Below are 17,546 nucleotides of genomic sequence, written 5' to 3'. Positions count from 1 at the left end.
GATTGAATTCAGCTTAGAACATTCGATCGTATCGATCAATCCGCATTAGCAACCGAATCAGCGCAAATCCTGCCAGAATTGCCGGAACTGCCGCCGCCGCCGCTAGCCAAATAAACTGATTCACCAGCAAAATTGTGGCTGAAAGCGTGAATGTTCCAATCAACACCGTGTAATTGGTTCCCATATTAACGCTGCTGGCCCGCCGCAACACACGATCGGTTTCGGTCGACCGCACCCGGACGCGAATATCGCCACGCTCTAGCTTATCGAGCGTATCTTCAATCCGACGGGGGAGTCCCAGGGCTGAGGTGCTAACCTGCGCGGCTTGGCGACCCAGTTCGCTCAGGATGCTGTCGGAAAAGCCATTGGCAGGTGAACCATTTCCATTTGACATAAGCTGCATTGCAAACGGTTTTGCAACCTCCATAAAGTTAAAGTCGGGGTCAAGTCCTTTGCCCACGCCCTCCAGCGTTGAGAATGCCCGCATCACAAAGGTAAAGGTTGCCGGGAAGCGAAACGGCTGACCGTAGGCAATTTCGTACAGGTCATCGCTGATCGATGCCACCGACTGATTCTCAAACGGCTGATCCATAAAGTGGTCCAGCATATACTGAATCGATCGTCGCACCGGACCCATATCTTCTGATGGAGACAGTGCCCCCAACGCAATCAGAGAGTTCATCACCCGATCGCCATCTTTCTGGGCAATGCCGAAGAAAGTATCCATCAGTTTTTCCCGCGTCACGGGCTGCACCCGACCCATCATGCCGAAGTCGTAGAAGATCAGCGACCCGTCGGGGCTGGCAGCAATATTGCCAGGGTGAGGGTCGGCGTGGAAAAAGCCGTTGTTGAGCAACTGATGCAGATACGCCTCCGCTCCCATTCGCGCCAAACTTTTGCGATCGAGTCCGGCAGCTTCCAGTGCCTCGTAGTGGCTGATCTTGATGCCCGGCATATATTCCAGCGTCAGCACTCGGGGAGAGCTGTATCGCCAGTAGACCCGCGGCACTTTGACCCAGTCTTCGTCGCGGAAGTGGCGCCGGAAGGTATCCGCATTGCGTCCTTCGTTGAGGTAGTCAATTTCTTCCCACAAAATGCGACAGCACTCTTCGTAAATGCCTAGCCAGTCCCGCCCGCGCCCCCATTTGGGATGGCTCTGGAAGTAGCGGGCAATGCCTTTGAGGATTTGCAGGTCGATCGTAAACAGCTTTTTCAAGCCCGGTCGCTGCACCTTCACAACGACTTCTTCGCCAGAGTAAAGCTGGGCACGATGCACCTGTCCTAAACTGGCAGCCGCCAGGGGAATCGGGTCAAAGCTGCTGAACAGTTCTGGAATTGGTCTGCCAAAGTCTTGAGCAATAATCGCTTCGATCTGGTCGTAGCTAAACGCAGGCACTTTGTCCTGGAGCTTCGACAGTTCTTCGACGTACTCGACCGGAAACAAATCGGCTCTGGTGGAAAATAACTGCCCAATTTTGATAAAAGTAGGTCCCAGATCGAGCAGTGTTTCCCGAATCCAGATTGCTTGGGCGCGGCGACGCTTTGCCTGCTTTTCTTCGGTTTTGCCGCCCCGGTAAGCCCAGGATTTGCCATAAGCCCACTGTGCTGTCATTAGCTTCAGCACAAAAGACCAGATATCGATAAAGCGACGCTGACGCGAGTAGTTTTCCTGACTCCAGCGATAGGCCTTGCCGCTGTAGGACTTCACGGGCACTGTGTCATCGTAATGCCGGTCTGCCTCAAGGTTGAGCCCGGACAGGTGATGCTGTACTTCAGCCAGAGATCGATCGCGTCTGGGAAGCGGCTTTTCTGACTGAGAATCAAAGATCGGATCGTCGGGAAGGACAGCCACGCAGATTGAGAAATTCCGTAAAAGGGTTTACTAAAAAATTCTTGGAAACTATTGAGTCAAAGCAGATATGGAGCAGCCCAAGGACTGCTGAAAACCTACTGCCCGGACTGATTTCGATATCGCTGAAGCTCCGTCCGCAGTTGGGCAGTTTCTGCCCGCAGGTTATCCACCATTTCCTGCACGTCGTCTGCTTTACGAGAAGCCGAATAGGCCGTCGTGGCGCCCGTTGTGCCTGTGGCTCCCTGGGTTGCCATTGCTTCGGCTTGACGTGCCCGCTCCATCACATCTTCAGTGAATTGCCGGAGCCGTTCGCGCTGCTCAGCATCAAACTTACCGAGTTCACTCAAGGTATTCGTTACCGTATTTTCAAGCTGTTCGCCCAGCGCCTCGGCAAAAGCGCGACCAATAAAGAAAGCATGACTCAGTGGATTGTTCATAATTTAAGAGGCTGGATCGGTAAGCTCCGCAAAAATTATAACTTGCTCAGGCTGAGTGCTGCCCTGTAGCCTGCACTCCCTTGCTCTTTTTAGGAAAGATATGAACTGAATGGAGTGATTGTATTGTGCCTGACGAGCGCTCCACTACATCCTGAAGACAGGGATCGAAACGCATAGAGTGAAATTCAATCGACTCAGGGGTCTAAAGTGGGAATAATCCAGTCGATCGGCATTCTTTTTCAGCCTGTTCTTTTCAGCCCATTAGCCCATTAGGTATGTCAATTGTCCGGCGCATCACAAACTGGCTCGAAACTCACTGGGTCACACCTGCCTATAGCGGCTGGCTGCTGCTGGGGCTGTCGCTTTTCTTCTTTGGAGCAGCCACGAATACCATGGCAGGCTGGCTTTATGTGATTAGCGGGGTAATGTTTGCGCTGCTGCTGATCGGTGCGGTTCTGCCAGCGCGAATGCTGGGCGGGATTCGAGTGCGTCGTCGCCCGATCGCCCCTGTGAGTATGGGAGAGGCTTTGGCGATCGAGCTAGAAATTGAGAATCAAACCCATCAGGCAAAAACGCTGATTCAGCTTCAGGATAATCTGCCTGCTGAACTAGGGACGTTTGGAAAAACGGCGATCGAGCTGATTTCACCCCAGGACAGTTTTACCTGGCGATACGAGTGCCCAACTTACCAGCGGGGGATTTATCGCTGGCAAACGATCGATCGTAGGACGGCGGCTCCGGTAGGGTTGTTTTGGTGTCGGCGTAGCCAGAAGGCAAAAGCGGTTGCGGTAGTCTATCCAACTGTGTTGCCATTGAGCCAGTGTCCGATCCTAGATGCGATGGGGCGAGACAGCCATTCTCAGGTGATGAGTGCTTATCAAACCCAGAATGCCAGCCAAGACCTAACCCGAACCCTGCGTCCTTATCGATGGGGTGATTCGATGCGGCTGATTCACTGGCGCACAAGTGCCCGATATGGTGATTTGCGCGTTCGCGAACTGGAAACCTATACGGGCGGACAGGAAGTGATTGTGGCGTTGGATAATGTGATCGAATGGAATGCGGCAGATTTTGAACAGGCAGTGATCGCGGCAGCTTCTCTTTATTTCTATGCGCTGCGTCGGCAGATGCGGGTGAGTTTGTGGACGGCGTTGGGACAAATCGGCGGAGAAGAAACGGTGCTAGAAACGCTGGCAGCGGTGCAGTTTAACCAGTCAGGAGAAATCGATCGTCCCAATCAGGCAGTCCTCTGGTTGACCCAAAATCCTGATTCCCTAGAGCATTTGCCGGAAGGAAGTCGCTGGCTGCTCTGGCAACGATCGAACCTTGCCCCAGAACAATTCCTATCGAAACCAGGGTTAATCATTCAGACTGATCGATCGCTCCAGCTCCAGCTTCAGGAGGCAATTTCATGACCGAACCAATTCCGCCTGCATTCTGGGAGGGCGTAGAGCAGTTTAATCAGGGACAGTTTTACGACTGCCACGACACCATGGAGGCAATCTGGATGGAGTCAGGCGAACCAGAAAAGAGCTTTTATCAGGGCGTGCTGCAAATTGCGGTTGCCCTCTATCACCTCAGCAATCGAAATGCGCGGGGCGCAATGATTTTGCTGGGCGAGGGCATGAATCGGCTGCGGAGATATGAGCCAGCCTATTCCGGGATTGATGTGTCTGCTCTGGTAGAAGTGAGTGAAGATTTGCTGGCAACCCTGTACGATGCTTCGATCGATCGCATTGCTGAAATGGCAGCTCAAGTTCAGGGCTTGACCGAGGGAAAGACAACCTGTGATTTTCCCCTGCCGCGAATTGCTGCTCTCGATTAGAACAATCGCACTGGACGATCATAGTGAGGGGTAGACAATTTGAGTCAGACAATTTGAGCCAAACAATTCGAGTAGACAGAAGGACGATCGCTGTGACAGGATAAGGGCGAACTCCAGGAGTTGTCCAGTTAAAACTGCATACTGATAAGCCTCAATTAAGCCCAAACAGATTAAGCCCGAATAGAAACATTTCAAGCTTGCCTGCGTCTGAACCCAGTAGACGAGTTCCTGCTTTTGCAGTACGGTTAGCAAATATTTATTGCGTAATTCATTGCGTACTGGTTATTTTGAAGCCGCTTGGTCTTGTCGTTCTCTCAACTGCGATTTAAAGCTATGGTGTCTCCTCAAACGCCTCGATTAACACTTTTCCATCGGCTGAGCCTGACCGCCCTTTCGGTTACGGCTTTGTTGGGTACGATTACAGCTCCGACGGCTCAAAGTGCAGCACAGGCGCAGGCAAGCGGAAATCAAGCCTTAACGCTGCGATCGGACGTGCAGGAAGCCAACTCGGTGACGGGCGTGATTACAGCACGGGGCAATGTGCAGATTAACTACCCGGCGCGCCAGATTCAGGCAACCTCAGTGCAGGCGCAGTATTACAGTCGCGAACGGCGAATTGTGCTGAGGGGCGATGTCTATGTGCTGCAAGACGGCAACAGTCTGCGCGGTGAGACAATCACTTATCTGATTGACGAAGGGCGATTTGTGGCGTTGCCCCCAGATGGACGGCAGGTTGAGTCGATTTACCTGGTGCAAGACCCCAATCCCACCAATACGCCCGGTGCAGCGGCGACCCCTGCTGCCAGCGAAACAGAAGCTTTTGACCCGAAATCAGAATTTAAAACTCCTATCAGCCCTCCCTAGCCCCAAGCCAGCAAAAAAATCAGCAAACGCCGGTCAAGGAAGGTAATTAACAAAACCTGCAAGGACTGTTGATAGAATCAAGACCATCCCCTACCTCACTGGTATTTCTTCCTTAAGAGAAAGTCCTTGAAGATTGTACTGGATAATATTCATAAGTCTTATGGCAAGCGCGAGGTCGTCAGTCGCGTCTATCTTTCGATTGCTAGAGGCGAAGTGGTCGGTCTGCTGGGACCGAACGGAGCCGGAAAAACCACAACGTTCTACATTGCAACCGGGCTAGAAAAGCCGGATCAGGGCAAAGTTTGGCTGGACGATCGCGATATTACCACCCTGCCCATTTACGAGCGTGCCCATTTGGGCTTGGGCTATCTGGCGCAGGAACCGAGCGTTTTTCGCAATCTCAGCGTCCGCGATAACCTGCTGCTGGTGATGGAGCAAACCCAGATTCCCCGGCAGGAACGAGGGGCAAGGCTGCATGAATTGCTGAAAGAGTTTCGCTTAGAACGGGTGGCTCATACACCGGGCGGACGAGTATCGGGGGGAGAACGCCGCCGCACGGAGATTGCCAGGGCACTTGCAGCTGGAGTCGAAGGACCAAAGTTTCTGTTTCTCGATGAACCCTTTGCCGGAATCGACCCGATCGCGGTTACCGAAATCCAGGAGATTATTGCCAAACTGCGCGGGCGACACATGGGCATCCTGATTACCGATCACAACGTCCGAGAAACACTAGCAATTATCGATCGAGGCTACATCATGCGAGACGGACAAATTCTCGCTTCGGGCAGTGCTGAAGAGCTGTATGCCAATCCGCTGGTGCGTCAGTATTATCTGGGCGATAGCTTCCAGATGTAGTTTTTAGATGTCGTTTTGTCGATCGCGCCTATGACTGCCCGTTCCCTCAAATCGCCCGGTTCTGCCCTACGGCTGCCGCAACTCTTTTCTGTGATGGATCGCTACATCACAGGTGAGCTAATTCTGCCTTTTCTGTTTGGCGTGGGGGCATTCTCTTCGCTGGGGGTGTCCGTGGGGGCACTATTTGATTTGATTCGGCGAGTGACCGAGGCAGGGCTGCCTTTATCGATCGCGCTTCAGGTGCTAGCGCTCCGGTTTCCTGAATTCGTTGCCTACGCCTTTCCGATGTCTACCTTGCTGGCGACGCTCATGACCTATAGCCGCCTCGCAAATGACAGTGAATTAATCGCGCTAAAAGCGTGCGGGGTGAGCATTCTAAGGATGCTGGTTCCGGCACTGGCGATGTGTTTGGTCGTGACAGGAATCACTTTTGCCTTTAATGAACTGATTGTGCCTGCTGCCAGCTTTCAAGCTACACAACGACTTGCCAGCGTCCTGAACGAGGATAATCCGTCGTTTCAGGAGCACAACATCCTGTTTCAGGAATTTCAGCAAGTCACAAAAGAAGACGGCGAGCAAAAAGATGAACTGGCGCGGCTGTTCTATGCCCGTGAGTTTGATGGCGATCGAATGAAGGCTTTGACAATTCTCGACTTTTCTCAGGAAGGACTAAGCCAGATCGTCAGCGCAAAATCCGCTCAGTGGAACTCGTCCCAGAAAACTTGGGATTTCTCTAACGGCACAATCTATGTAGTTTCGCCAGACGGCTCGTTTCGCAATATTGTCAAATTCGATAGCCAGCAGCTACGGTTGCCGCGCACGCCGCTCGATCTAGCCGAGAATCGCCGAGACTATAACGAGATGAATATTGCTCAGTCACTCGATTATCTGGATCTTCTGAAACAGTCGGGCGATACGGAGAAAATTCGCAAGCTGAGGGTGCGGATTCAGCAGAAATATGCCCTGCCGTTTGTTTGTGTAGCGTTTGGTTTAGTAGGTGCAGCCTTGGGAGCCAGTCTTGATCGGGCAGGACGGGCAACCAGTTTCGCGATCAGCATTGTGATTATCTTTACCTACTATCTCCTGGCAGTGATCTGTGGTTCGATCGCCCAGGTAGGCACAATTCCCCCAATTCTGGGCGCATGGCTACCGAATTTGTTTGGTTTAGGGGCAGCAGCCTGGCTGATTTTGCGATCGTCCCGTTGAAGATCTCTAGGTCGGTAAGGCTAGAATTGGGCATAGATTATACATAAAATCGCCAGTTAAAGTTTGCCAGTGAGGACTGTCTAATGCTGCCTAGACCGCGACCCCCTCAACCCTCAATCCTGCACCAACTTGGACGGCAACTGTTAGCCTTTCGGCACCCGATGTTTTGGGGTACAGCGTCGGTACTGCTGTTATCGGGCTTGTTTTTGCTGGAATACTGGCAGCCACGACCGCTGTTCAGGGGATTTGCGGAAAAGCCAGCATTGAACGGCAAAGAAGCAAACTCAACGCCTTACCAAAATCCCTCCCCTTACCGGAGTCCCTCTGGCAATTCCGCCAGATTCAACGGTGGAGAACTACCGCCGTTACCGCCTGTGCTACCCACAGAGCCCAACGCCCAGATTCCCGCTGCTCTTAATCTGCCAGGTGTGCCTGGTCTAGCGCCGGAAGCAACCACTCAGCAGACCCGTTCTCGCGGCACAGCCGATCGGGCGCTGCCGTTTAGCCCTGGAATCGGTGGCAATTCAGCCTCAGATCGATCGACTGATCTTTACAACCCAACAGGCATTCCCATGCCCGAACGCTGGCAGCGACGATCGAGCCGGACTCAGGCTATCACTGAACCTTTAGCCGTTGAGTCACCTGCAACAGGAGCGACTAATCCAGCAGCCAATCCAGAAGGTAATCCAGAGGGTAATGCGGTTAGTCCCCTTCAGTCTGCTCTCGATCGCGTCAGGACTTCTGGAAATGTCGATGCTTCTGGGAATCCGCCTGGGTTAACTCGATCGCCCGCAGTTTCCCAAACCTCTGACCTTCCCCAATTGCCTGATCAGACCGGGGCAGTGCAGTCTCTTCCAACGCAGCCCATTTCGCCCTCTCCTCAACTCACACCCCGCGTAACGGGATATACCGTGCCGCCTGCGTTTCGCACTCCTGACAACACATCACCCTTTTATCGTTCTTCTGACGGTTCTCCTGACAGCTCTCCTGGCAGATTTCCAATCAGCAATCCGGCTCAGCCCGAAATGCTTGAACCGCTGCCCATGTCTCCAACCCCTTCTGGGATTTCTCCGTCTAGGGTGCCGCAGTCGAGTTCTGGACGATCGCTTGGCGGCAGAGAGATTAATACGTTCTCTAATCCATAACTAGGGCGATTCGAGGTCGGGCAGGGGAGCGAGGTAAGGGCAGTTTGGAAACCGCCCCTACAGAGTTAATCACGCTTCTGTGGACAACTGAAATTCGCTAATCGTCAAAATGCCGGACGATCGCCTCAGCAAACTCTGAGCATTTGAGCGGTGGCTCGACAGGGGGTTCCATCAAACGCGCCAGATCGTAAGTCACCTCACGATTGGAGATCGCAGCTCCGATGCCCTGCTTGATCAGATCAGCCGCTTCCTGCCAGCCCAGATATTCCAGCATCATCACGCCCGACAAAATGACCGAGCCGGGATTAATGCGATCGAGTCCGGCGTGTTTGGGGGCTGTGCCGTGGGTGGCTTCAAACACCGCACAGGCATCACCAATATTTGCGCCCGGTCCCATGCCCAGTCCACCGACGATTGCCGCTGCCGCATCCGAGAGGTAATCACCGTTCAGGTTCATCGTTGCCAGAATCGAATACTCGTCGGGTCGGGTCTGAATCTGCTGAAAGATGCTGTCGGCAATGCGATCGTTCACCATCACTTTGGATTTCCATTGCCCATTCCCGTGGGTTGTCCCGATCTCATTGAGAACAGATTGGACTTCCTGACAAATCTGCGCCTGCTTTTCAGGCGTTAGCGCGTCGTAGCCCGGTTCGATTTGCCGTGCGTTGTCCTCCAGGCTCAAATCAGGATTGCGGTCTTTATTGCTGAGAATCCAGGATTCCCGCTCAGTGACACATTCCTGCCGAAATTCGCTCTTTGCCAGCTCATAGCCCCAATCCCGAAACGCGCCTTCGGTGTACTTCATAATGTTGCCTTTGTGAACCAGCGTCACCATTTGCTTTGCCGGAGGCAGCCGCAGCGCATGACGAATCGCCCGTCGCACCAGCCGCTGCGAACCCGTTTTGCTGATGGGCTTAATCCCGATGCCTGAGTCAAGCGGAATTTGCTTTTTGCCGTGTTCAGGCGTGGATGGGATCAGGTCTTCATTGAGCAGCTTGATCAGCCGTGTCCCCACTTCGCTGCCCTGCTTCCACTCGATGCCTAAGTAGATATCTTCGGTATTTTCCCGATAGACGATCACATCCAGCTTTTCGGGCGTTTTGTGGGGGGAGGGGGTGCCTGCGTAATATTTGCAGGGACGAATACAGGCATACAGGTCAAAAATTTGCCGCAGGGCGACGTTGAGGGATCGAATGCCGCCGCCGACCGGGGTGGTGAGCGGTCCCTTAATTGCCACGCCGTATTCGCGAATCGCGGTGAGGGTATCTTCAGGCAGATACTGGTAAGTGCCGTACCGTTCGCAGGCTTCATCTCCGGCATAGACTTTGAACCAGACAATCTTGCGCTTGCCGCCATAAGCTTTTTCAACTGCGGCATCAAACACGCGCTGAGCAGCGGGCCAAATGTCTACCCCCGTACCATCTCCGCCAATAAAAGGAATAATTGGGTTATCAGGGACGGTTGGCTCTCCATTTTTAAAGGTAATTTTTGATCCGGTCGTGGGTGGTTGAATTTTCTCGTACATAGCCTGTGGCATCTCCTCGGTGTCGTGGCAAACGTCGTATCAAACTTCGTGTCGGGCAATCTGCTTCGGGCAATCTTCTTCGAGCAATCTTCCTGAGAGGCAATCTTCTTATCCAACCTGACCCAGGCTTGCTTTGCTGTATTAGATTCAACAGGGAATTCTGGAGCAGCACAGACGGATCTAAACTGTAAGTTAGCGAAAAATTAGCGAAGGAGCAGAACAGCAGCATTTATCAACTGTGAACAAGAGGTGGGGCTTTGCCTCCGTGCAAGCTCTCCTTTGTGCAAGCTCTTTACAAGGATGAAGCCTCCGCATTCCATTCAGAAGCCAGGAAGGATTGCGATCGCCCTGCTGACAATAATTTTTTGACAGTCACTTGATTGCATCTTCCGTCCCTATCCGATCGCAGTTGTGGACTACCCATCCCCTGAATGAAACGCATTCTGATCGTCGATGATGATATTACCTTAAGAACTGCCCTGATTCGCTATCTCCGTAATCGGGGCTACGCCGTGGAGGACGCAGGGTCAGGTGCAGAAGCCCTATTACGGTTTGAGAAGGCTCCTCCCGATTTAGTTGTGTCTGATGTGGTGATGCCAGAAATGGATGGGCTAGAGTTTTGCCGCCGCTTGAGAGCAAGCCAGTCAGGGCAGCTTGTGCCGTTTATCTTTCTATCGAGCCGAAAAGAGGTAAACGATCGCATTCAGGGACACCAGATGGGAGCCGATGATTATGTCGTGAAGCCCTTTGACCCCAAGGAACTGATTGCCAAAATTGAGGCACAGCTCGAACGATCACGCCGGATTCACTCGGAAATTTTGCGGCTCACGCAGCAGTCTCAGCAAGCTGCCTCGGAAGCAACTCCTGCTGCCAACCCGAATCCGCTGCCGCTCACGCCTGCCGAAGCAAAAGTGTTTTGGGAAGTGATCCAGGGCTATACCAACAAGCAAATCGGCGATCGGTTATTTGTCAGTCCGCGCACGGTGCAGACCCATCTCAGCAATATTCTCAGCAAACTTCAGCTTGAAAGCCGCTCTCAGCTCATTCGCTATGCCTTTGAGCGGGGCTATCGTCCTCCGGCAGATGCAGGTGGAATTTCCCCAGAGCAATGATCGAGCTTCTCAGCTCCTCGTTCTAAACAGTCTCGCAATAGTGATATAAAGAGTGGGTTTTGCGATACAGCACCTTTGGCAAATTTCGCTTTTCTCCCCTGCCGTCCGCGTTGCGCTTCACTCGCGTATTAAAGTGGAATAAAGCAAGTGGAATTAAACCCTGGGGCGAAAAATGGGCAGGATTACTCCACCCGCCTGAGGTGTTTCACTGCTGTGTTGTGTCGAGTTCATGCCTGCCGTGCAGCCGTTTCTCACTCGTTCTACCCACCCTAGTTCCCCTGATTCCTCGGTTACAGCCGATATGACTGATTTTATCGATCGCCTCAGAGCCGAATCTCCCAAAAACAAGCTCCAGCTAGTTCAGGAGGCTGCGAGTGCAGGAGAAACCGGATTCGATGCGCTCATGAGCTACCTGCTGGAGCAACAGCCTCGCTTGAGCCAGTTTTGGGCAGAACCTGATTCACTCAAAAATTTAGCCGGAGTTGTAGAAGGCAAAATCTATCAAGTCTTGGTGCAATCCGAGTCTCCAAAAGTCAAAGAATTCCTGCAAACTCACTTTGCTCAGGGCTTGTTGCCGCTCACCTCAGAACGGGGGATCGACTATAGCTCGCTGCAAACGCTTCTTGCAGAACAGCAGTTTGAAGCTGCCGATCGCCTGACGCTCGAAAAACTGTGTGAGCTGGCAGGCAACTTAGCGTTGCAGCGTAAATGGCTTTATTTCACCGAAGTTGAGAAGTTTCCGACCGCTGATTTGAAGACGATCGATGCCCTCTGGCGGGTGTACTCCGAAGGCAAATTTGGCTACTCCGTGCAGCGTGAGGTCTGGTTAGGCGTGAGCAAAAACTGGGAAAAGCTGTGGTTCCAGATTGGCTGGAAGAGCGGAAATAGCTGGACTCGTTACCCCCAGGAGTTCACCTGGGATTTAACCGCTCCAAGAGGGCATTTGCCGCTGTCAAATCAGCTTCGCGGCGTTCGCGTGATTGCTGCGCTGCTTGCCCATCCTGCCTGGAACGCTTAATTTTTCACCCTTTCCCCTTTCGCCTTTGCTCCTGCCCCAATTTCTGCATCCGGGAAACTGGCTCCCATTGCCTGACCTGCAAGCCAGCCCGTCGTCCAGGCACTCTGAAAGTTAAAGCCCCCTGTGATGCCATCAATATCAAGAATTTCTCCGGCGAAGTACAACCCCGGACAGCAGCGGCTCTCCATCGTCTGAAAATTGACGTCTTTTAGCCGAATGCCGCCACAAGTGACAAACTCCTCTTTGAAAACACCTTTGCCCTTCACCGGCAGTTCGGTCTGCATGAGCTGCTGAATCAATCGATTCATCGCTTGCTTGGAGAAGTCTGCCCAGCGATGCGAAGCACTTCCGCCCTCAGAATCATCGGTTTCGCCAACACCCGCTTTCATCGTCAGAAATTGCCAGAGGCGGCGCGGCAGGGTAAAAGGATTGTGGGCGGCGATCGATTTTCGAGGAAATTCGGTTTTGGCTGCCAGCAGAGTTTGTCTCACCGTTTCGGCAGTCTCGGTCGGCAACCAATTGATCCGCACCGTTGCCTGATAGCGATGCTGATGCAGTATCCGTGCGCCCCAGGCTGATAGCTTTAGAACCGCCGGACCACTCAACCCCCAGTGGGTAATCAGCACCGGACCGATCTGCTCAATAGGTTTTCCTTCGGGCACAAAAAGCTGAACTTTGGCAGACTCCACGGATACTCCAGCAAGTTCATGAAGCTGCGAATCGGGAACATTGAACGTAAACAGCGACGGCACAGGTGGTTCTACCGAATGTCCCAAGCTTTTAGCAAGCTGAAACCCCTGCGGACTGCTGCCGCTTGCCAGCAAAAGCCGATCGCCCCGAACCTCCTGCCCCGACTTCAGCGTTAACACAAAGTAATCATTCTCTTTGGTAACGCGGCTGACCGGAGCAGCGGTGTAAATTTTCACGCCCGCTCGCAGCGCAGCCTGGGTCAGACAATCCACGACCGTCTCAGAATTATCTGTAACAGGAAACATTCGCCCATCGGCTTCGGTTTTGAGCGTCACGCCCCGCTTGGCAAACCAGGCGATCGTATCTTTTGGCTGAAAGCGGGTAAATGCGCCCCTCAACGCTTTGCCGCCTCTGGGGTAGAACTGAATTAGAGCTGCCGGATCAAAGCAGGCATGGGTGACATTGCAGCGACCGCCGCCAGAGATTCGCACTTTGCTGAGTGGCTGCGAACCTGCCTCAAACAGTGTGACCTGAGCCTGCGGGTGAGCCTCCGCACAAACGATCGCCGCAAAAAATCCGCCTGCTCCGCCGCCAACGACTAAAATTTGCAGGGGTCGAGAGGTCGCAAGCGTGGGTGAACTTCTCATAAAAATAAAAGTAAAAGTGACATTCCAATCGGTGGTCGTGGGAATACTAAGTTCCAGAGTGCAGCAAAAGCTGTCGATGCAGCGCGTGTATCTCTACCCTAGCGTTCTTGCAACCTCAACGTTAGCGTCCACCCCAGCGGAGATTGAAGGAAAGTTTAAGTATGTCACTTGAAAAGCTCCAGCCTGCCAACCCTCGTGATGTCAGCGTCTACGCGCCTTATTATCAGGGACGCAAGCGGAGTGCCCTACCTCTTGCAATCAGTCTTTATCAGGCTGGCAGCCTAGAGGGTTCTCGCCAGATTGAAGGGGGCGAAAGTATTCCTTTTGTAGCGAGTTGGAGTATCTCTTCGATTCCGGCAGATCTCACCCGGTGTCGGCTTCAGTTTGATAACAATGCTGACCTGAGCTATGAAGTCATGCTGGCGAACTTTGAGTTTGTCGATTTCTTGATCGAGCTGCTGTTTATCTACAAAAGTTCACGCAGTGCTGATTTCTCCCAGTCCTTTTACCGCCGGCTGCTGCGGTTGGATGATTAGCATCTTTCCTAAAATTTATGCAGCTCTATCAGAAAAGTGAATCAAAGATAAATACAATGGATGAAATGTCCACGGGTTCTGATGGAGAGCGTCAGTGTGCTAGCAAAAATAAGCTAGCAAAGCACTTATAAAGCATCTTCGGGGAATAGGGCATCGAGATTGCTTTGAGGAGTTACGGGCGTGCCAAAGTCTGCGAATTTTTTGTTGATTGGGTCTTCTGAAGCTTATAGCGGTAAGTCAGCCATGATTTTAGGGATGGCGCATCAGCTTCAGCAAAAAGGACTCAAGATTGCCTACGGTAAGCCGATCGGGACTTGCCTCACCGAGGATTCTCCCGATCAGCCGATCGAGGAAGATGTGAAGTTCATGGCACAAACCCTCAAGCTGCCGGACGGTTGCGTATTGCCGATGCTGCTGCCGCTTGATGAAGCAACCATTTTTCGTCGGATTAACGGAACTGATTCAACGCACTATCAGCAGCTTTTACAGCGTTACGCCGCTCCTGCCGGGGTTGATCTTGTTTTGCTGGAGGGAGCCGGAACCCTGGAAGAGGGAAAGCTCTTTGATCTGTCAGTGCCGCAGATTGCTCAGGCGCTAGATTCGCCAGTGATGCTGGTCAGCCGCTTTCGATCGGCTCTAGTGGTCGATAGCTTGCTGGCAGCAAAAGCACGGTTAGGCGATCGGCTCATGGGTGTGCTAATCAATGACATCCCGCATGATCAAGTGGCAATCGTCGAATCTCAGATTCAGCCATTTTTGCAGCGTCATGGCATTGAGGTTTTGGGACTGCTACCGCGAAATGATTTGCTGCGAAGCGTCAGCGTTGCCGAACTGGTGCATCAGCTTGGCGCAGAAGTCCTTTGTCGGCCCGATCGCTTGGATCTGATGGTGGAAAGCCTCAAAATTGGGGCAATGAACGTGAACTCTGCCTTGGAATATTTCCGCAAGGGGCGTAACATGGCAGTGGTAACCGGGGGCGATCGAACCGATATTCAACTTGCCGCCCTGGAAACCTCGACCCAATGCCTGATCCTAACCGGACATCTGCCGCCGTCACGGGCGATTCTGAGCCGCGCCGAAGATCTGGAAATCCCAATATTGTCAGTCGATCTGGATACCCTCACAACTGTTGAAATTGTTGATCGCACGTTTGGGCAGGTACGGTTGCATGAGCCAATCAAGGTGCAGGCAATTCAGCAAATGATGACAAAGCATTTCAAGGTCGATCGCCTGCTGACCAAACTGGGCTTAGACCCGGTCGCGACGGTATAGCGGCTAAGAATAACCCACTGCCGATAAGAAGGGGCATTCGGCTCTCACCTTCCCTGAAAGCAGACCCTAAAAGCAGACCGCCAAGTACAAATGCGATCGGTTAAACCCCAAGCAACAGTTATTATCAGTCTACGGCTTGCAGCAGTTGAACTTGCGTCTCCGATAAGCTGAGCAGGAACACCACCTGCTTGATCGGCATCCCCGTTTCTAAAAGATTGCGGGCGGCTTGCAGCAGTTGGGGTTGGGCTTGTTTTCTGCTCGCCGTGCTTGTTCAGTATCGGTCAGTAGCCATTCACCTGAGCGATCGCACCAGCGCAGCCAGTTTCCCGACACGCCCTCAAATTCACCTTGCCAGATGCCCAAACCGATCTCCAGTTCGGTCAGCTAAATTAAAGGGTTCTGGAGATTGAGCCGTAGCTGGCTTCAGTCAGTCGTGACGGATTCGGGCTGAGCTGCTTCAGATGCTTGAGTGCCGTTAAAGTACGCTTCGAGAACCTGACGCACCATCGGGGCAGCCACCGAGCCGCCACCACCGCCAGAGTTTTCGGCAAAGGCAACGACGACGATTTCCGGTTTGCTGGTGGGTCCATATGCACCGAACCAGGCGTGGGACTGGCGGGGTGGGTCTTCAGCAGTTCCGCTTTTACCGGAGATTGGCGGCAGATTGGGAACGTTGAGCGCAGTTCCTGTCCCGCTTGTAATGACTTGTCGTAGCCCCTGATCCAGCGTTCGCATAATCTCTGGGCTGAGGTTGAGAGATTCTCGCCAGCGATCGATCTGATTGTCCATCATCAGGTGAGGTTTGACCCGATAGCCTCCGTTCGCTGCTACCGCAAACATGACGGCAACCTGAAGCGGTGACGACTGCATATAGCCTTGTCCGATCGACATATTCACCGTATCGCCTACATACCAGGGTTCTTTTAGTGCTTCTTCCTTCCAACCCGGATCGGGGACAAGTCCCGGAGCTTCTTCGGCAGCAATCTCAATTCCCGTCTTTTCGCCAAATCCAAAGCGGCGTGTCCACTGAATCAGCGGCTCTTCACCCATGCCGAGCGCGGTTTGATAAAAGAAGGTGTCGCTGCTCCATGCCATCGCCCCCGGAAAATCAAGCGGACCAAAGCCTGCCCGGTTCCAGTCCCAGAACTGAATGCCACCCACTTCCACAAACGGATAGGTCGGCAACACCGTTCCTATCGGAAACTCGCCCGACTTAATGGCAGCAACAGTTGTGACGATCTTGAAGGTGCTGGCAGGCGGATAGCCTTGCAGAGCGCGGTTCACAAACGGAAAGTCAAGACCCTGAAGCTGCTTCCACTGAGCATCGGTAATGCGGGTTGAAAACAAATTAGGGTCAAAGGCAGGACGGCTCACCATCCCCAGCACGGCTCCGTCACGGGGATCGATCGCCACAATTGCCCCTTTGCGATCGCCTAACGCCCGTTCTGCGGCGCGCTGCACATCCAGATCCAGCGTGAGCTGCACATCGTTTCCAGCTTTGGCAGTCTTTTCGCCCAGCACCCCCAGCACCCGCCCCGCTCCGTCTACTTCAACCTGCTGTCCGCCCCATTCGCCGCGCAACTGCCGCTCAAAGGCTGCCTCAACGCCCATCTGCCCGATCACGTCTCCTAGACGATAGCCCTGATCCTGCTTTGCCTTCAGGTCTTCGTCGCTCATTTCGCCCGTGTAGCCCAGCACATGAGCTGCCAGATCGCCATAGGGATAGTTGCGAACGGCTTCCGCTTCAACCTGGACGCCTTTTAATTCGTGGCTAAACTCTGCCAGGGCTGTCACTTGAGCTGGACTCAAGCCTCGTGCAATTCGCAGCAAAGCCGGGGAATCATAGCCTGCCTGCTCCAGGCGGTTTTCGATCGTCTTTTGAGGAACATTGAGCACCTTTGCCAGACGCGGCACAATCACCGACCACTGCTGCTTAGAATTTGAGATCGGCCACAGAAACACCGCATAGGAAAGACGGCTGCCTGCCAGAATTCGGCCTCGGCGATCCAAAATTTTGCCACGTTCGGGCTGGCGAGGAATCAGGCGAATCCGGTTATTGTCGGCAAGCTGGCGGTTGCGTTCGCCTTGAAAAAGCTGGAGATAAACCAGACGAGTCCCAATTCCACCGACCAGAATCAAACTGACGAACAGCATCACAATCACCGACTGATAGTGTCGCCCCACTGAGCGGGCATTCTGTCGAGAATTGGGGCTGGATGCAATCAAAGGCGATCGATTCATAATCGGAATAGACGTGGCGGAATAGAGGTGGACGGCACTTAAGCTATGCTAGGGGACAAGCGAACCGGGGTCTAGTTTTGTTCTGCTATTGAATTTGCAACGGCTAAATTTGCAACGGGGTAATTGCGCAAGAAACGCTAGGTGCTAGAGCGATCGCTTAGGGATAGGTTTCCCAGGAAAAATCCTTCAAAACGGATTGACCAGAGAATTGCGATCGGTTAATCAAGATTGATTCAGAGAAGTTTGCTTGAAACGGACGGGTTAAAAGTTTGTTAACCAGAATTTAGTTTAACTGTGCTGCTCAAAACACAAGTTAAGTGA

Annotated in this window: 16 protein-coding genes; 10 read left to right on the top strand and 6 right to left on the bottom strand. The window is 52.9% G+C overall.

Going from position 1 to position 17,546, the window contains the following annotated elements:
* Window positions 1-13: 13 nt before the first annotated feature.
* Together NDA02_RS18655 and NDA02_RS18650 are read right to left on the bottom strand one after the other, a co-directional pair.
* Window positions 14-1,714: an AarF/ABC1/UbiB kinase family protein gene (locus tag NDA02_RS18655; RefSeq protein WP_348246850.1), complete on the bottom strand. Its 1,701-nt coding sequence runs from the start codon at window positions 1,712-1,714 to the stop codon at window positions 14-16.
* Between the two features lie 233 nt (window positions 1,715-1,947).
* Window positions 1,948-2,289, bottom strand: coding sequence for a DUF6825 family protein (locus NDA02_RS18650; protein WP_190791747.1), 342 nt, complete (start codon window positions 2,287-2,289; stop codon window positions 1,948-1,950).
* Between the two features lie 275 nt (window positions 2,290-2,564).
* On the opposite strand from NDA02_RS18650, the gene NDA02_RS18645 reads away from it, so the two are divergent.
* From NDA02_RS18645 to NDA02_RS18620, 6 genes are all read left to right on the top strand, one after another.
* Complete coding sequence (locus tag NDA02_RS18645; protein WP_348255635.1) at window positions 2,565-3,704, top strand: DUF58 domain-containing protein; 1,140 nt, start codon at window positions 2,565-2,567, stop codon at window positions 3,702-3,704.
* On the top strand, window positions 3,701-4,114 hold the full coding sequence (locus NDA02_RS18640) for a DUF309 domain-containing protein (protein ID WP_190793549.1): 414 nt from the start codon (window positions 3,701-3,703) through the stop codon (window positions 4,112-4,114). Before NDA02_RS18645 ends, NDA02_RS18640 begins: the two co-directional genes overlap by 4 nt.
* Window positions 4,115-4,447: 333 nt before the next feature.
* Window positions 4,448-4,978 (top strand): LptA/OstA family protein, encoded by a 531-nt coding sequence (locus NDA02_RS18635; protein ID WP_190793550.1) that lies wholly within the window; start codon window positions 4,448-4,450, stop codon window positions 4,976-4,978.
* A gap of 126 nt (window positions 4,979-5,104) precedes the next feature.
* A complete protein-coding gene (gene lptB / locus NDA02_RS18630; protein WP_190793551.1) occupies window positions 5,105-5,833 on the top strand; it encodes an LPS export ABC transporter ATP-binding protein in 729 nt (242 codons plus the stop codon).
* A 30-nt stretch (window positions 5,834-5,863) separates the two neighbouring features.
* Entirely contained in the window at window positions 5,864-7,039 is a 1,176-nt protein-coding gene (locus NDA02_RS18625; RefSeq protein ID WP_242067501.1) for an LptF/LptG family permease, read from the top strand.
* Between the two features lie 83 nt (window positions 7,040-7,122).
* The gene (locus NDA02_RS18620) at window positions 7,123-8,184 is read left to right on the top strand and encodes a hypothetical protein (RefSeq protein WP_190793552.1); all 1,062 of its coding nucleotides are present in this window, start codon (window positions 7,123-7,125) and stop codon (window positions 8,182-8,184) included.
* A 97-nt stretch (window positions 8,185-8,281) separates the two neighbouring features.
* Here NDA02_RS18620 and NDA02_RS18615 read toward each other — a convergent pair whose 3' ends face one another.
* Entirely contained in the window at window positions 8,282-9,709 is a 1,428-nt protein-coding gene (locus NDA02_RS18615) for an NADP-dependent isocitrate dehydrogenase (RefSeq protein ID WP_190793556.1), read from the bottom strand.
* A gap of 431 nt (window positions 9,710-10,140) precedes the next feature.
* Between NDA02_RS18615 and NDA02_RS18610 the strand changes: the two genes are divergently transcribed.
* Together NDA02_RS18610 and NDA02_RS18605 are read left to right on the top strand one after the other, a co-directional pair.
* Window positions 10,141-10,821 (top strand): response regulator transcription factor, encoded by a 681-nt coding sequence (locus NDA02_RS18610; protein ID WP_190793553.1) that lies wholly within the window; start codon window positions 10,141-10,143, stop codon window positions 10,819-10,821.
* Between the two features lie 229 nt (window positions 10,822-11,050).
* On the top strand, window positions 11,051-11,839 hold the full coding sequence (locus NDA02_RS18605; protein WP_242067502.1) for a GUN4 domain-containing protein: 789 nt from the start codon (window positions 11,051-11,053) through the stop codon (window positions 11,837-11,839).
* On the opposite strand, the gene NDA02_RS18600 is transcribed toward NDA02_RS18605, so the two are convergent.
* Window positions 11,836-13,176: an NAD(P)/FAD-dependent oxidoreductase gene (locus tag NDA02_RS18600; protein WP_348246736.1), complete on the bottom strand. Its 1,341-nt coding sequence runs from the start codon at window positions 13,174-13,176 to the stop codon at window positions 11,836-11,838. The two genes, NDA02_RS18605 and NDA02_RS18600, sit on opposite strands and share 4 nt — an antisense overlap.
* A 161-nt stretch (window positions 13,177-13,337) precedes the next feature.
* Between NDA02_RS18600 and ebsA the strand changes: the two genes are divergently transcribed.
* Together ebsA and NDA02_RS18590 are read left to right on the top strand one after the other, a co-directional pair.
* Window positions 13,338-13,712: a type IV pilus biogenesis protein EbsA gene (gene ebsA, locus NDA02_RS18595; protein ID WP_190791731.1), complete on the top strand. Its 375-nt coding sequence runs from the start codon at window positions 13,338-13,340 to the stop codon at window positions 13,710-13,712.
* A gap of 180 nt (window positions 13,713-13,892) precedes the next feature.
* The gene (locus tag NDA02_RS18590; protein WP_190791732.1) at window positions 13,893-14,984 is read left to right on the top strand and encodes a DRTGG domain-containing protein; all 1,092 of its coding nucleotides are present in this window, start codon (window positions 13,893-13,895) and stop codon (window positions 14,982-14,984) included.
* A 207-nt stretch (window positions 14,985-15,191) separates the two neighbouring features.
* Here the strand turns inward: NDA02_RS18590 and NDA02_RS18585 are convergent, their stop codons facing one another.
* Both NDA02_RS18585 and mrdA read right to left on the bottom strand, forming a co-directional pair.
* Window positions 15,192-15,347 carry a hypothetical protein gene (locus NDA02_RS18585; protein ID WP_190791733.1) on the bottom strand — a complete coding sequence of 52 codons (156 nt, stop codon included), beginning with the start codon at window positions 15,345-15,347 and terminating at the stop codon, window positions 15,192-15,194.
* A 60-nt stretch (window positions 15,348-15,407) separates the two neighbouring features.
* Complete coding sequence (gene mrdA, locus NDA02_RS18580) at window positions 15,408-17,225, bottom strand: penicillin-binding protein 2 (RefSeq protein ID WP_190791734.1); 1,818 nt, start codon at window positions 17,223-17,225, stop codon at window positions 15,408-15,410.
* Window positions 17,226-17,546: the final 321 nt, after the last annotated feature.

Source organism: Leptolyngbya sp. ST-U4 (assembly GCF_039962215.1).
Taxonomy (GTDB): Bacteria; Cyanobacteriota; Cyanobacteriia; order Elainellales; family Elainellaceae; genus Leptolyngbya_A.
Note: the sequence above shows the minus strand (reverse complement) of the source record. Positions and strands in the feature narration are given on the sequence as shown.